Genomic DNA, 15,840 nt, shown 5'->3' with positions numbered 1-15,840 from the left:
TAACAATTGAAATACAAAATATTTATTAAATAGTGAAATTATCCCAAATTATTTAATATACACTATAACCCAATGGAAGAATAGTATTCTAAATAAAATATAATATGATATTATAGGAAATATATTACAGAAAGGGTGATGTTATTTGTCAGTATTTGCTAGGAGAATAGCTGTTGTTTTAGTTTTCGTTCTATTGACGCTATCGTCCACCAGCGTATTTGCGGACAAGTCAAAAGTACGACAAATTACTACTATAGCAGCAAAAAGCCAGAAAGCAATTTCAGTGAAAGAGACGGGTACGCAGGAGCTGCCATTAGGTGAGGAGCGACTCGAATCCAATCCTCAGACCGAAAACGCGCCCGAGTTTCCTCAACAAAACCCGACTCAAAACCCTCAAGAAGCACAACCAGACATAAATCCACAAGATCCGCTCCCAGAAACTACAACAATCCCAACACCTACCCTACTTCACGCACGAACGATTTCGGATACAGAGATTCATTTGGAATGGCAGATCGTCTCAATCTCCGAAACAATTAAACTCTATGAGATTTTTTGTAACGACCAGTTAGTAGGGACAGCTACCGGTGATCAATACAACTTTACAGTCACCGGGTTGGCTCCAGCAACAACTTACATCTTTAAGATTAGGGCGCAGGGGCAGGACAATTCCTTATCAGATTATAGCGAGGCCTTATCAGCTTCAACCCTTCAGCCTGTAGCTATACCACTAAGTCCACCCACTCAGCTTAGATCAGATGTCCAATCGGATACAACGATCAATTTGTCTTGGAAAGTTTCGACAGATGTGCCTACCACCACAAGTGTAACCTATGAAATTTACATGAATGACGTATTAGCTGCTTCTGTTCCTGGAAACGAGACTTTTTATACCTTGACTAGGTTAACACCTGGTACTAGCTATTCGCTCAAAATGAGGACGGTTGCTGAGGACTCAGCTGTATCTGATTTTAGTGAAAGTATCATTGTAAGCACACTCTCAGGAAAAGTGGTGTACGAATTTGAAAATATGCCAGCTGTAACCAATACTGGCGAAGCCCTAAATTTGTTGGAAAACAGCCAATTTAGTGCGGGTTTGCTTGCTAACTATCCTGCCGATCAATTAGGTGACTTTGTGGAGTTTCCATTCACTGCAACACAAGGAATTTACGATCTAGAGCTAAGAATGGAGAAGTCTTCGGAAGGTGGAATCATCAAGATCCTGATTGATGGCGAGCCTGTAACGCAGACTTTGGATTTATATGAAATTGAGGAACGTACGGATTCGGTAGTAACTTTACCGATCAGATTAGATGATAAAGCGGAACATACGATACGTTTTGAAGTGACAGATAAAAATGCAAATAGTGCTGGTTATTCTTTGGGTCTTGACGCGATGTACCTTTCTGTATCGGCACTTGATACCTATGAACCAAACGATGCACCGGAAACAGCAACCGTCATGAATGTTTCCCAGCTCTATGAATCGTATATCTCAAGCTCTACTGATCGAGATTTTTATAAATTATCGGTTGGACAAAGCAATACTTATTTCTTGACATTGTTAGCGCCTAACGGAACTAAGTACAGACTGGACCTGTTCGATGCAAATTTGCAACCACTAGCCGTTAAGCAGATTGTTAATGGCCAAGACACCGATCTTTCGGTTTATTTGGTTCAGAATTCTGTGATATATCTCAAGGTTTCAGTGGCGGATGGAATGCCGATTAGCTCTGACCCTTACCGATTGCGTTGGAGTATTTCCCCCCTTAAACAATACACCTATGACGATGCGAACCGGCTAGTCCGGACGGAATATGAGCAAGGGCTCTATCGCTATCAAACTCAATATGATTACGACCGAAACGGGAATTTGCTCAAACGTACGACGGTAAAAACGCAGTTAAATCCATAAAGGGGTGAAAGAAGGATGAAGATGAACAAAGCAAATCGTAAATGGCTAGCACTGCCGCTTTGCGCGGGGTTAATGGCCTCCTTAATTGGCCCGGGAACGATCGGCTTTGCCGAGGAGGTCGTAGAACAATGGAATCAAGCTCTTCACGGGGGACCGTCTACTGAACACATCGTTCAGGTACCGAATCAAGAACCGTCAATCACAGTGGAGCTTAATAACGATCTATCCCCATTTGAGAATTTCCAAAGTGAAGAACAAGTTGTGTATGAAAGTGTGGAAATTCAGCCCAAGGTTAACCCAAGTATAACGAAGTCGTTGGCGGTGGATGTTGATGCCAAAGATCTTTATCAAGTAACTCAAGATCAGATGGAACAACTCCTTTCGGAGGGATACGCAATTGAAGATTTGTATCGATTAGATGAGTTAGCGAATAAGCAGCTCATAGATCCGATGGCACTGGCGAAACGCAAAGCAGACAGCGGACTAGATTGGGATGAGTTAGAGGTGATTTTGGTACAGGAGATGGAGCAGAAGCAACTTAACGAGTTAGCAAAAGCTCATCCTCAACCGTATGCGCAATTCAAAAAGGAAAAATTAAAAGATAAGGATATCCTGAATTTGCTCATTGCATACGACACCGGAAAAGGAACAGTGGCTGAGTTGCTTGGTGCCTACAAAACCGGAGGGGAAAAAGCTGTCGCCAGTTATCAATCGAAATCGGAAAAACAACTGATGCAAACCAATAATGCTAAGACAATAACATCTTCTGTAGATACGGATACCCTTGAGCGAATTCGTTCATTATCCAAGGAAACAGGCATTTCTGAAACGGAGCTTCTCCGTCAGTTACAAGCTGCGAAAGAGGCTAGTAAACAAGCTTTGGCAGGGAAGGAGTAGGGGTATTTTGATGAGACAAGCCATATCATGCTTCAAGAATATTGTAGTGGCTATTTTGATTTTTATTATTGGCTCGCAAGCAAGTGCCCCCAGCGTTCATGCCCAAATCGATAATAAGCAACTGGAAAAGGTGCTTAACGGGCTTGTAACCCCAAAACTAGTCAATGAATCGAATAAACCAAATCTAGCTGACCGCAGCGGCGTCAGCGAAACCATTGATCCAGCGACTGGAACTCTTACGCTCTCTGAGATTGACTTAACTCTTCCTGGGAAGGATGGCCTGGATTTAACTTTGGGACGATTGTACAACTCCAGTCAGGCCGAAGTGGGTACAAAGCGAGTAACCGTTACTTCCGGTTCGTCCCAAACCGTCGGTTCCGGAGCAGGTTATTATGTAACGCTGCTCTATTGGGATATCGCGACAAATAAATACGCAACGTATTTTCCGGGTTATTATGCCGATCAAACCTCAGCGTATAACGTTGCAGATCATTATTTGAAAAATCAACCGGACAGCGGTAGAAGATACATTGACTATAACATCGAGTATAAAACGGTTCAGTATGTGCAGAACTCGTATACGACCACAACGAAAATTTATCCTGATGAAAACTCCTATAGCCGACAACGTTACGACTTAGGCGGAGGTTGGTCGATGGCATTCCCTTCTTTGCAAATCGAGGGGTCATATATTCATTACCATGATGGTACTGGTGCAGCCTATGTTGTGAAGTTTGACGCCAGTAATAAAGGCAAACTGGAGGACTACGGTCGTACTGATGTTGAGCTTTTAAGAGACTCAACTTATACGAACGGTCAAATGACTTCAACTTATGTGCTTGTGGATCAGAACAAAAAGAAAACCTACTTTGGCTCTGATGGAAGACTATTAGGAATTAAGGATCGTTTTGGAAACGAGATTAAATTCACACATGTCAATCGCTTGATGAACGGAAAAAATTACCCAGTAATATCGAAAATCGTGGATTCGATTGGACGCAATATTGATTTTGCTTATCAGAGTAACTTGAGTGATCCTAATTTCGACAAGCAGAATATGACCGAGAACATCACGATAACCGTTAGCCATCCCTCCACGACGGAGAAGAAAACAATCACTTATGCCAAGAAGAGGGAAGAAGTCAGCATTTTTGAAAACGGGACATTGATAGGTAAACGTTATGAACCTTACTTGTATCGAGTTACGGACTTAAATGGTTATAACACTTACTACAACTACTATTTGGCTTCTGAAAAATTCAGTGCGATAAGTAAATCATTAGGCGGTTCAGAGGCGGGGACTGCAGTTTATTTGCTGCAGTATGCGATGTACCCTCATTCTACATCCTTCTATGAATATCAGGTTATTACCCGGAACTGGGGTGGGGAAGGGGCATATCAAGCATTTCAAGTTACATCTAGATTTGATGGCTTGAACCGTTATAACTATGATGACCCAAGTAAAGGGATCTATGCTCAAGGGTTGTATAATAAATTGGATTACACGTATTTCGGTGATGTCACCGGTTACCCAACTTATAAAGTCGAAGAGGTTATCCCGGAGAGCTATCGTTTCGGTTCAGAGTCGTTGAATCAGGATGGCTTGAAAATTAGAACTACGTTTAACGGGAAGAAGCAGCTCTTGATGACCGAGCATACAGCATCAAACGGAGAGAAAATCACCGAAACTGTTCAATCCTATGATACAGCATTCAAGTATAAGCCAACGAAAGTTGAAACAAAAACAACCAGTGGAACCCGGGAGAACAAGCTGTACCAAACCTATAAATATTATAGTTGGGGCGACCTACAGAGCGAAACGCGTCCGTTAACGGCGACTCAGCTTAATGATGCTGCAATGGTCACACAACACACGACGACCTATGAGTATGATGCCAATTTCAAACTACCAACCAAGATCCAATACTATAAAGATGCCGGTACGGTATTAACCGAACTTTATACGTATGATGCTCAGGGCCGCCTAAAAACGGAGCAAAATGCAAATGGCGAAGTCACAACCTATAATTTCACGCAGGCTGCTGACGGTAGAACCTTGGAAACTTTAATCCCATTGGAAAATGGTAAAACAGCAAGAACTGTCGCTTATTACAGTCAGAGCGGTTCATATCAATTATTTCCGACTTCAATAAAATCCTATTATACCAATGATTCTGGGCAAATTACCGAAACAGCAGTTCAACGAACATATAACGTTTTACTTGGACTCATGACTTCAGAAACAAACGCAGATAACAAAACGACGCAATATCAATATGATGTGTATGGGCGTTTGACCAAAACGATTTATCCGGTGAATAACAATCAAAACGGTGAGCGTTATCAGATTGAAGACGTCATCGAATACCATGATCAAACTGTAGATAACAGCCCGGAATATTTTGACGATGAAAATAAATACCTGATCACGACTCGGATCGATTCTTATACGAGGTCGACACGCTTAAATGATAACGCGGTTAATTATGAAAACATTAAACACGAATTTTACGATGGGTTCGGAAATGCCGTATTAATCGGTCAACTTGACAACTATACGATGCGCGAGTTAGTTCTGGCCCAATACCACTATGATATTATGGCCCGGCCAGAATACGTGATCGACACCGTCGGCAATGTATCGACGGCAGACTATGATCCATGGGGACGTGCCTTTGAAGCGATTGACCCGTTCGGTAACTTGTATCGAAGCGATTACGACCTGATTGACCGGAAAACGACGTCCTATTTGGTTGCTGCCAGCGATCTCGCTGCCTTCCGCAGTAACCCTCAGGATACTTTGAAGCGGAATGTACTTGAGTCTTACACCGACCAATGGGGGCGTGAGATAACATTAAAGGCATTTCCTAACTGGCCAAATCGTACGACAAGCGTAGTCCAAGAGGATTTAGCTTATGATCACTTGGGCAATGTAACGACGTATACAGATCCGAATCGCAATACGACCCGTTATCAATATGACAAGCTTAGCCGGTTGACTGCGGTGCAAGATGCATTAAATCAAACCACCAGCTATGCATACAACAAACTGGGGCAATTGCAATCAACCACACAGACCGACGGCACGAGAAATTGGACAACGACCAAAGCTTATGACGAGACGGGATTCCTGAAAACGAGTACTGATCCGGCTGCCAATCAGGATGCCTTTTCCCGTAATAAACTGGGGCAGATTACGCTCCGCAAGGACGCGAACAACAACTTGATCAACTATCTTTATGACGATATCGGCCGAAACATTGCGAAAGTCGCGGGTTCGACCACACTCAAGAATATATATCAATTTACGCTGTTTGGACCTTCACGGCAGGAAGAACAACGCAGCGGATCGAATTTCATGACCATATACAACAGTTACAACTTCTATGGTTCTCAGACCTACAAAGCCAACGTGTATGACGGTGTGGTTACCATCGTTCGCCACGAATACGACGATGCGAATCGTCTAAAAAACGTCGCTGACGCGTTTGATTACTTTACGCATTACAGCTACGATAAGACCAGGATCAATCGTGTTCAAACTAACGGTTCTTATCAAGTCACAGCCGCGGAAAATGCCAATGCGCAGTATACCTATGAACCGGACGGTAAACTGAAGCGAGTCACTTATCCTAGACTCTCGGATGGTAGCTATTTAATCACTGATTACACCTATGATGGAATTGGTAGACTGCTCAAAGTAACGAACAAAAAAGGCGCCACTTTGTTGTCTGAATTCCAGTATGCTTACGATGCAAATGGAAATATCATATCTGTGACGGATTCGACCGGGACAACCACTTACCAGTACGACAAGTTGGATCGGTTAACCCAAGTCAAACGCCCGTCTGGCCAAATGATCGTATATGCGTACGATGCACGCGGAAACCGCAAAACCTTGCAAGGTGACAGTCTTATTGAAGACACTAATGAGCAGACCTACACCTTTAATGTCTGGGATCAGCTGAAAAGTGTAACCAAAGAAAATGTTACAACCGAATTTGAGTATGAGATGCAAGGGCTTCGGTTATCTAAGACCACGACGTCAAGAGAACCTGCAGATGCTTCTGGTCAAACTCCTCCACCTGTGACAGAAAAAGTTCGGTATGCTTACAATAACAGTGGTAAGGTGATAACAGAAGCAAATGGTAACAATCAGGCTTTGGCGAACTATGTTTGGGGTCCGGACCGTCTGTTGGCCAAACGAGATGCTGTAACAAACAAAAAGTATTATTATGTTTACAACGGCCACGGTGACGTGGTGCAAATCGTTGACGAAGCAGGCAACACGGTTAACAGTTACCAATATGATGAGTGGGGAAATATCCTCCATCAGGAAGAACAAATCCAGAACGCCTTCAAGTACGCTGGAGAAATGCAGGATGAGGAAACTGGACTGTACTACCTGCGGGCAAGGTACTATGACCCTGCGACAGGACGGTTTATAAGTAAGGATACGTATGAAGGCAGCGTAACAAATCCGCTGAGCTTGAATTTGTATACGTATGTTGAGAATAAACCGGTATTCTGTTTTTTACGAGGTGAACTTAAAAACATGGGAATTAGCAATAAATCGGCTTGAAAAGCCACCTTCAAATTCTGAAGGTGGCTTTTCTCAAACAGGTGTCTTTTTCGTTTGAACAATAAAATTCAAAAGCAATCAAGAGGGGCTACATGGAGAAGAAAGCATTGATGGAAGAAAATTGTAAAACTATATCGACAAACTGATTCTATTGCAGTAGAATTTAGATATGGAATTCTACAGCAGTAGAATAAATATAAACGGGGTGTTTTCAGTTGGTTATGAAACTATTCGATAGCGAGCTTAATATTATGGAAATCTTGTGGAAAGAAGGCGATACCCCCGCAAAGAGAATTGCTGAAATTGCAAAAGAAAAAGTAGGTTGGAGTAAAACAACAACGTATACCATCATCAAGAGATGCCTTGACAAAGGGGCGATCGAGCGGCATGAGCCTAATTTCGTTTGCCATGCGGTTGTTACACGAGAGCAGGCGCAAGAACACGAAACAACGGAACTGATAAATAAAATGTACGATGGCGCCCCCGACAGACTGATTGCTTCATTGTTGGGACAGAAACGGCTGTCGACAGAAGAAATCAACCGTTTGAAACGTCTTATTGATAGCATGGAATGAGGTGAGGGAATGTCGTTACTTCAAATAAGTATCTCGGCTTCCGTCTTTATCCTTGCAGTTATTTTCTTGCGTTTTTTGCTTATTCACAAGCTGCCCAAAATGACCTTTATGATTCTTTGGGGGGTGGCATCAGTTCAATTGCTTGTACCTGTTTCAGTTCAATCGCAATTTAGTATTTTTACGGCAGTGGAACATGTGAGCGGAATGTTTACATCGCCCAAATTAATTACCACGCCAGAAAGTTCAACATTTAATAATGGAACTACGGTAATCATGCCGCCAATTACAGAGTCTCTGACCGCGTCGATTATGCCATTGAAGACGGCTTCACAAATGTCGCCTTTGGTATGGATGTGGTTAGTTGGGTTTACGTTATGTGCTTTATTCTTTATCATTCCGCATTTAAGGTATCGCAAAATCTACAAAATGGCTGTACCTATTAGAAACGATTTTATAAGAAAATGGCAGCATTCAAATTTGTTATGGCGAGATGTTCAAATCAGGCAACTAGATCATATTTCAACTCCGCTAACATACGGTATTTTTCGGCCGGTTGTACTCTTGCCGAAAAATTTAGATTATGACGATGAGAAACAACTTGCGCTTATCCTGACCCACGAATTTACGCACATCAAGCGATTCGACACACTAAAAAAATGGATTCTTGCCACTAGCGTATGTGTCCATTGGTTCAACCCTTTGGTATGGGCCATGTATGTACTTGCCAACCGCGATATCGAGCTGTTCTGTGATGAAACAGTCATAAGAAAATTGGGAGAAATCACGAAATCTACTTATGCTAGAGCACTTGTACGTTTGGAAGAAAAGAAAATCGGTTTGTCGCTGATGATTAGCAGCTTTTCCAAAAACTCAACTGAAGAAAGGATAATATCGATCATGAAAACTAAAAAAATCACGATCACCACGATGCTGCTCGCTTTTGGACTTGCAGCAGGTATCGTTATCATCTTTGCGACTTCAGCATCGGACAAAACGGAAGCTGCTACGGGGGGCGACAATCCTGCAGCCGAAGCAGTACCTGCATTATCACAAGGTGCCATCACTACCGAAATAGTGCCGGCATTATCTCAAAATGCCACCACTACAAATTTGATGCCGCACGACTTAACGTTTAATAAAAAGCATGATGTACCGAAGCTGATAGACAACCTGATGGCTTCAGAGTATCGCGCAGTTTACATGGACAACGAAATATATGTACGGGTTAAGATGGATAACACAATACAGATAAGCAGAGATAAAGGCGAGGTTTGGGATAAATACGATACAGAAGAAGTCGATGCAAAAGAATTTGCAAAATGGCTGCTGATAAACGATCCGATTCCGGGCTATTCAATGGAAGAAGTTCAGATTCGCTTGGCAAACGGGGCAGAAGTAAAACATTTGGTGTATGAAGATGTGAAGGAGATGTATTTCATAATTGACAGGAACGGGGTACAGATTGAACTTGTGCAGCCTGAAAAAGTATCTTCTGTTCTGATTGATGGTCAAAGAATGATGATTACTTCTGCTATATCGGCCCAAATGCTGAAATCATTTTATGACTTGTTAGTGTCGAACAAGATACTTTCGAAAACTCATGCGGAACAAGATTATTCGGAAAGAATGAAGTATCTTGAAAAAAATCTACCAAACTTTATCGTGGCGAAATAAGGATGAGTACCATCTTATATGAACACCAATCTATGCTAAATTTTCCTGGGTGTAAGGATTGTTTTTTTTGCTTCCAAACTTTACTATGGCTAGGCCGATGTAAACAGTTTTTAGTCCATGCATTATCCAAATATTTACTTGGAGTGCGTATGGTATAGTAATCATACTCCATATATAACTTTAAAAGGTTTATATGGTAATAAATTAAAAAATGGAGGAAATGAAAAGCTTCAGAAAGAGTTTTTTGATTCTTGCCGTAGTAGTTGCACTAATGTCGTTGTCGTCCGTTTCAGTTTTTGCTGATTCTCCACCGCCATCTGCAACTGTCGTTGACGAATCTCTTCCTGAAATCATACCATTTACCGACTTCTTAGCTTTAGATAATGCTAATCTCAATAATGGTGGAAATTCTTGGTCTCAGGCATCTGGATACGACTACGCTAGAGTGTATATTTCCAATTCTCAATCTCAAACGCTAAATGTTTATTTATCATACGATGACTCTGGTACGAAACATAATATCTATACTGGAACAGTTAGTGGAAGTAGTTCTTTGACTATTAATGTTACTCATGCAAGTGGACATGTTTTTTATGTGGATTATAATACTGCCGATGGTACAGTCAGTGGGAAAATTAGCGTGCGGGTATCTGACGTACCTCTTTAATGCAATTTCGGGTTTTCATAAACCAACTCACCTACTTTTATGTATATAAAGATTTTGAAGTTCCTATTCTCACGTGAATACGGATACCGCAAAGACGCTTTCATCCCCACGTTTATAGTGGTCTTGAAAGCGTCTCTGTGCGTACTTGGGGACTGACTCACTCGATAATCTTCGTTTCGGCTGGTCCCTTCGCGATGCTACTAAAGAACTTACAGTTTTTGGTGTGGTAGGCGAAAAAATGCGACACTTAATCCGGATCTACCGGGAAGAGTCGCATTTTTCTTAGGATTTTGCTACTGTGTACATTGGCCAGGTTCAATATTCGGTTTCTAGTGTTATTTTCTGCGCCTTTCATTGAGGGAAGCGTAAAAAGCAGAGGAAGCTTTCAGGTCAACCAGTCGCAATGACGGATGACAATCGAAAGAATCGTCGCTTGACGCTTCCCTCATTCTTTTTCCCGGCAGGTGCCCGGATGGCAATTTCGGACGCTGTCCGAAATTGTAGCAAGCACTGAATTTGGCTGGCCGCCAAATTCACTTGTTAGGGGCCAAGCCCCTAATACCCCTCTCGCTAGCCGCGACTCATCGCTCCATTCATTCATTGCTGTTTGACTCCGTTCAAAACTATCCAATACGTTAAGATTCGATAGTGAGGATCGTCGCCCATCGCTGGGGGCTTGGGGGCGCAGCCCTCAACAAGCGAATTTGGGAGACCAAATTCAGTGCTTGCTGCAACTTAGGACGCTGTCCTAAGTTGCCATAGGAATACACGCCGGGAACAATAGGAAGGGCTGCCGGAGTCAAGAGCGTTTCTTCGCACGGGGCGGGTAAGGCGTTTTTTGATCGGTGCGGCCAAGCAAATAATCGACACTGGTTTGATGGAAGTCGGCTAATGCGATTAAGAGCGCTGTCGGAATATCGAGCTTTCCCCGTTCGTAATCGCTGTACGTCCGCTGTTTGCAATTCAGATGCGCGCATAGCTGATCCTGTGATAAATCCTTATCTTCACGCATGTTTCGTATTCGTTCATAGATCACAAGCACTCACCTCAGGATGAGTATAGTTCAGTGGATAATCCGCTATTTACTTTCAGTGTGCTATACACTAGAATTTTCTATACACGCCTTTACTCATGCCGGGGTGAGCCAGAACGATGTGGTCGGCGAAGGGGGACATCATGGTGAAAGGAGTCGAAGAACTTCTGGCGCGTATCGAAAGCGTTCGCCGGGAATTGAATGAGCAAGCCGTGCATGACAGTCTTCCAAGCCCGACGATGCTTGAAAAATCCAGGGAACTAATCGTCTGTTGAATGTGTATCAAGCCGTCAAAACGGGAGCTCGGCTCACGCAAGGCTGAGATCTCTGCTTTTTTTAAGGTAATCGGCACAGAGGTGTCCGATTTAGGCGCGAAAATGAAACGGTTAGTAGAGGGCTTTGTTTGAGGAAGCCCTCCGACTAACCGTTTTATTTTGGAGAGGAGAGCGAGAACATGAAGTCTCCCGTCTTTCGTGACGACCGGCATGAAGCTTTTTACTACCGGATGTTAGCCGAACGTCGTTGTACCGACAGCTACCATCGCGCTTTGTTTTACACGCTGGGACTGTCGAAGGACACCCGCGCCCATATTCAGGAATTGTTCGACTTTTCCGATGGCGGCATCAAACCGGAAGGCCTGTCTGCTTCCTGGCAAACCGGAGGTTCTCTCCGTATCTGTCGTTTGGCGTTCAATCTTTGGAACGGCTGGAGCCAAGCGGGCGAGGAACGATATTCAACTCCGTATGAGCTGTTTGATTGCGAAGCTGCTCCCTACTTTTTTGAAGCGATACGGCTGCGTTATCCGGAATATGCTCACCAACTGACACCCGCCATCAAGCCTCACATTGAACGCACGAGGTGAGCTGTGTTTGGGGGATTTACGGAAGGGAGAGATGCGGATGAACGAAGAGAAGCTTCCTTTGCCATCGGCTCAGGCAGACCGCGACCGCGATCCGATACACGAGATGCAGTTGGGGAAAAGCTTGTATATCGTGCAATGTCACTTTATCGGCAATGAAACGCTCGGTGATAAAATTGAACGGCTTGTTTTGCGAACGTGGGAGGAAGAAGCGTTCAGAAGCCGATGAATCCGGAAGGGAATCCTCGCGATTCCCTTTTCTCATAGACGCGGGACACCCTACCTCAACCTTCCAAAATCCGGTATACTGAAATCAGCCGATTTGTTGCTGGGAAAGGACGGAGAATGAAGAAACAACAGCAAACCCGAACCGCGATTTACTGCCGTTTGAGCCGGGACGATGAACAGAGTGGCGAAAGCATGAGCATTGAAAATCAACGAATTTTGCTCCGGCGTTACGCGAAGGAGCAAGGCTTTGAAGTAGTTGAGGTGTACACGGACGATGGCTGGAGCGGCACCAATTTTGATCGCCCCGACTTCCAGCGAATGAAGCGGGATATTGAAAACGGCGGCATTGATATTGTGCTGGTGAAGGATTTGAGCCGTTTGGGCCGCAACCAGATAGAAACGAGCTTGTGCATTCAGGTGTTTTTCCCGGAGCATCAGGTACGCTTTATTGCCGTCAGCGAGAACATTGACACCGCCAAGGGCGAAGACGATTTCATGGAGCTGCGGAATCTGTTCAATGAATGGTTCGTCCGCGACACAAGCCGGAAGGTCAAGAGCGGCTATCGCCAGCGGGCTTTAAACGGCGATTACACAGGAGCCTTTGCCCCCTACGGCTACCGCAAGGACGAGCAGAACAAGCATAAGCTGATTCCCGACGAACATACAGCCGCGATTGTGCAACGCATTTTCCGATTGGCGGTGGAAGGTCACAGTCCCTTTAAAATCGGCAGACTGCTGCGGGCAGATCGTGTTCTCACTCCTCGCGCCTATTTGGCGGAGCAGCATCAACGTTATCTGAAGGTCGCCAATACACAGCATCCGTATGATTGGGGCGCTACGACCGTCAAGGCTATTCTCCAGAACAAGGCGCATCTGGGGCATATGGTGAGCCATAAGGCAACCAAGCCCTCCTTCAAGAAAAAGCGAGTGGTCGCCGTACCCGAGGAGGAATGGATTGAGGTTCGGAATACGCATGAACCACTGATTGACGAGGAAACCTTTGCATTAGCACAAAAGGTCATTCGGGTGAGGAAGCGTCCGACTAAAGAGGGCGAGCATCAAATCTTCGCGGGCTTGCTTAAATGCTCGACCTGCGGCCAAGGCTTGTCCTTTGCTCGCGGCGGCAGCAGCAAAACCAGCGGCGGTAAGGGTGGACGTGGCAGCTTCGCCTGTAATCAGTCGCGGACGCGCGGCAAAGCGTATTGCAGCTTCCATTACATCAGCTATGTGGACATCTACGAGATTATATTGGCCGACATCCAGCGACATGCGCAGACCGCCAAAGAGAAGGAAAGAGCCTTTGCGGAGAAGCTTGCCGCGGTGAGCCAAAACCAGCAAAAAAAGCAATGGCGAGCCGCCATGAAGGAGCGCGTCAGGCTGAACAGCCGGGAAAGCGAGCTGCAAACGATTCAGCGAAAGCTGTATGAGGATAATGCTTTAGGAAAAATCACGGACGAGCAGTATGTGGAGTTGTCGCGAGATTTTACAGCAGAGCAAGTTCAATTGAAGGAGCGGCTCAAGCTGCTGGATGATCAGCTTAACCAGGCAGAGAGCAAGCAGGAAAATACGACTCGATTTTTGGAACTGGTACGAGAGTACACGGATATGAAGGAATTAACGAAACCGATTTTAAATGCACTGATTGACAAGGTTGTTGTGTATGATGCCGAGAAGATAAACGGCAAGCGTGTTCAGCGCATTGATATTTACTACCGATTCGTCGGTCTAATTTCGTAAACAACTGAGGTTATTACCTCGTTAAAAATAGATTACTCCGTTGAATAATATTGATCCAACCGGCTATTGGTGTGAATCAGTAGTGAATGGAAAAACATATTCGCATGCAGGGCAATGTAGTAATCCAGCAAATAATAACAAATACGTACCGGATTCATTATATTATGCAAATAAAGGAAAGTCGTATTCGGAAATTATTAATATCTATAACAATCAAAAGCAGGCTGCAGTTAACTATGCTAACTCGATTTCTAAAGAAACCAATAATTTTATTACCATAATTAAAAATGAAGTCGCATTGCCGATAAGCGGTAATACATCATCTTTACTAAGTAAGGTTATCCAAGCAGCAGGATTAGCGACTATATTAGGGTTGGAAGCCACCTCTTCTTCTACTAAAACTAATAATGATAAACATTCTCTAATTTTTAGGAGTGGAAATGGCGGTGATGTAAACTTGACACCAAGGCCAGTAATAGATGCAAACGGGCTATCTTATTTTAAACAAGCAAGTAAAGATTGGAAAAGTTTCACTGTTACTTCTATAGAGTTGGTTAAAAAGACAGGAGTATTTACTGTAAAGAGTGATCCCAAAAACCCTAATCATATACTGATTCTTGCTAAAGATCCAATTGAACATCAAATTTGGATGTCTTCAAGAGACGCAGTAAAAAACAATGGTAGTGAACCCTACTACTTAACTAAAATACTACAGAGCATTTCAGTAAGATTAAAGTAGTGAAAAAAACAATATTTATAAGAAAGAGGATGTACTAATAAATGGATGTTGCAAATTATTTACCTAAAGACAAAAGTGATTACGATTCGATTAAATTACTAAAAACTTTATCTAAGGCTGAACTAAAGTTGATTTTACCGGAAATATTAGAATGGACTAAGGATATAAACTGGCCTGTAGCCCCCTTAATTATTGATGAATTGTTAATTCCACTAGGCCAAGACTTAATTCCATCATTAAAAGACATATTAGAATCTAATGATTACGACTGGATACAAAATATTTTGTGGCACTTAATTAGGAAACTTGACACCGGGATTATCTCTAGTTTAAAAGAGGAACTTTACAGGCTCGCTCAACTAAAAAATAAAGATCTCATTGAATACGACATACCCGAAATTGCCAAGGAATTACTCGCACAATCAAAATGACCACAGTTGGCCTTAACAATCCAGAATTGGCTGATGAGAACTTAATCCGTTGGATCTGTGGTAACAAATGAAACGGAACGTGATCACAATGATTGAACCAAACGATTGGCGCTTAAGAAACCAAACAAAGTACTTATTGGGTAAGAAGATGTTATTTCAAAATTACCTTTTTATGAATCAATCATGGGATCATAACCATTGTGAGTTCTGTTGGAAAAATTCCCCGAGGAATGTGATAGAGGTTACGCAACGGAAGACAAATACTATTGGGTTTGTCCAAGCTGCTTCGAAGATTTTAAAGATATGTTCAATTGGAAAGTTAAATCAGAATAGGGGCACGACAACGGACAACCATCGATATTCTCAAAGCACCCTGGGAAAGAGCAGCAGGGACATAACCTGCTGCTCTTGTACTAATTACCTACTGTAGCTGTCATCACGCACTTCCTAAGTACTTTGCTAATCAGAGTGATGAGGTAAAGACATGGACGACATCCAAAGAA

13 protein-coding genes are annotated in these 15,840 nt (G+C 43.3%); 12 read left to right on the top strand and 1 reads right to left on the bottom strand.

Features of this window, described 5'->3' with window-relative positions; translation table 11 throughout:
- Positions 1-145: 145 nt before the first annotated feature.
- The 6 genes from NSQ80_RS13395 (at position 146) to NSQ80_RS13370 (ending at position 10,310) form a co-directional block, all read left to right on the top strand.
- Entirely contained in the window at positions 146-1,915 is a 1,770-nt protein-coding gene (locus NSQ80_RS13395) for a fibronectin type III domain-containing protein (RefSeq protein ID WP_339299416.1), read from the top strand.
- A gap of 15 nt (positions 1,916-1,930) precedes the next feature.
- Entirely contained in the window at positions 1,931-2,812 is an 882-nt protein-coding gene (locus NSQ80_RS13390; RefSeq protein ID WP_339299415.1) for a hypothetical protein, read from the top strand.
- 10 nt (positions 2,813-2,822) lie between these two features.
- The gene (locus tag NSQ80_RS13385; protein ID WP_339299413.1) at positions 2,823-7,394 is read left to right on the top strand and encodes an RHS repeat-associated core domain-containing protein; all 4,572 of its coding nucleotides are present in this window, start codon (positions 2,823-2,825) and stop codon (positions 7,392-7,394) included.
- A 221-nt stretch (positions 7,395-7,615) separates the two neighbouring features.
- The gene (locus tag NSQ80_RS13380; protein WP_339299411.1) at positions 7,616-7,969 is read left to right on the top strand and encodes a BlaI/MecI/CopY family transcriptional regulator; all 354 of its coding nucleotides are present in this window, start codon (positions 7,616-7,618) and stop codon (positions 7,967-7,969) included.
- A 9-nt stretch (positions 7,970-7,978) separates the two neighbouring features.
- Positions 7,979-9,643, top strand: coding sequence for a M56 family metallopeptidase (locus tag NSQ80_RS13375; protein ID WP_339299409.1), 1,665 nt, complete (start codon positions 7,979-7,981; stop codon positions 9,641-9,643).
- 220 nt (positions 9,644-9,863) lie between these two features.
- A complete protein-coding gene (locus NSQ80_RS13370; RefSeq protein WP_339299407.1) occupies positions 9,864-10,310 on the top strand; it encodes a hypothetical protein in 447 nt (148 codons plus the stop codon).
- A 799-nt stretch (positions 10,311-11,109) separates the two neighbouring features.
- On the opposite strand, the gene NSQ80_RS13365 is transcribed toward NSQ80_RS13370, so the two are convergent.
- On the bottom strand, positions 11,110-11,322 hold the full coding sequence (locus NSQ80_RS13365; RefSeq protein ID WP_339299405.1) for a helix-turn-helix transcriptional regulator: 213 nt from the start codon (positions 11,320-11,322) through the stop codon (positions 11,110-11,112).
- 164 nt (positions 11,323-11,486) lie between these two features.
- On the opposite strand from NSQ80_RS13365, the gene NSQ80_RS13360 reads away from it, so the two are divergent.
- The 6 genes from NSQ80_RS13360 (at position 11,487) to NSQ80_RS13335 (ending at position 15,337) form a co-directional block, all read left to right on the top strand.
- A complete protein-coding gene (locus NSQ80_RS13360) occupies positions 11,487-11,618 on the top strand; it encodes a hypothetical protein (protein WP_339299403.1) in 132 nt (43 codons plus the stop codon).
- A 179-nt stretch (positions 11,619-11,797) separates the two neighbouring features.
- The gene (locus NSQ80_RS13355) at positions 11,798-12,205 is read left to right on the top strand and encodes a DUF6075 family protein (RefSeq protein ID WP_339299401.1); all 408 of its coding nucleotides are present in this window, start codon (positions 11,798-11,800) and stop codon (positions 12,203-12,205) included.
- 37 nt (positions 12,206-12,242) lie between these two features.
- Positions 12,243-12,431: a hypothetical protein gene (locus NSQ80_RS13350; protein ID WP_131017587.1), complete on the top strand. Its 189-nt coding sequence runs from the start codon at positions 12,243-12,245 to the stop codon at positions 12,429-12,431.
- Between the two features lie 116 nt (positions 12,432-12,547).
- A complete protein-coding gene (locus NSQ80_RS13345; protein ID WP_339299395.1) occupies positions 12,548-14,167 on the top strand; it encodes a recombinase family protein in 1,620 nt (539 codons plus the stop codon).
- Between the two features lie 40 nt (positions 14,168-14,207).
- Complete coding sequence (locus NSQ80_RS13340; RefSeq protein WP_339299393.1) at positions 14,208-14,906, top strand: hypothetical protein; 699 nt, start codon at positions 14,208-14,210, stop codon at positions 14,904-14,906.
- Between the two features lie 41 nt (positions 14,907-14,947).
- A complete protein-coding gene (locus NSQ80_RS13335; protein WP_028539437.1) occupies positions 14,948-15,337 on the top strand; it encodes a DUF5071 domain-containing protein in 390 nt (129 codons plus the stop codon).
- Positions 15,338-15,840 lie beyond the last annotated feature (503 nt).

The sequence above is a fragment of the Paenibacillus sp. FSL K6-2441 genome (assembly GCF_037964765.1).
In the GTDB taxonomy this organism is placed as follows: domain Bacteria; phylum Bacillota; class Bacilli; order Paenibacillales; family Paenibacillaceae; genus Fontibacillus; species Fontibacillus phoenicis.
This window is presented reverse-complemented; position numbering and strand designations above follow the sequence as displayed.

Coding starts and splice junctions, on each gene's coding strand:
- NSQ80_RS13390 (WP_339299415.1), top strand. CDS start 1,931: ATGAAGATGAACAAAGCAAATCGTAAATGGCTAGCACTGCCGCTTTGC.
- NSQ80_RS13385 (WP_339299413.1), top strand. CDS start 2,823: ATGAGACAAGCCATATCATGCTTCAAGAATATTGTAGTGGCTATTTTG.
- NSQ80_RS13380 (WP_339299411.1), top strand. CDS start 7,616: ATGAAACTATTCGATAGCGAGCTTAATATTATGGAAATCTTGTGGAAA.
- NSQ80_RS13375 (WP_339299409.1), top strand. CDS start 7,979: ATGTCGTTACTTCAAATAAGTATCTCGGCTTCCGTCTTTATCCTTGCA.
- NSQ80_RS13370 (WP_339299407.1), top strand. CDS start 9,864: ATGAAAAGCTTCAGAAAGAGTTTTTTGATTCTTGCCGTAGTAGTTGCA.
- NSQ80_RS13365 (WP_339299405.1), bottom strand. CDS start 11,322: ATGCGTGAAGATAAGGATTTATCACAGGATCAGCTATGCGCGCATCTG.
- NSQ80_RS13360 (WP_339299403.1), top strand. CDS start 11,487: ATGGTGAAAGGAGTCGAAGAACTTCTGGCGCGTATCGAAAGCGTTCGC.
- NSQ80_RS13355 (WP_339299401.1), top strand. CDS start 11,798: ATGAAGTCTCCCGTCTTTCGTGACGACCGGCATGAAGCTTTTTACTAC.
- NSQ80_RS13350 (WP_131017587.1), top strand. CDS start 12,243: ATGAACGAAGAGAAGCTTCCTTTGCCATCGGCTCAGGCAGACCGCGAC.
- NSQ80_RS13345 (WP_339299395.1), top strand. CDS start 12,548: ATGAAGAAACAACAGCAAACCCGAACCGCGATTTACTGCCGTTTGAGC.
- NSQ80_RS13335 (WP_028539437.1), top strand. CDS start 14,948: ATGGATGTTGCAAATTATTTACCTAAAGACAAAAGTGATTACGATTCG.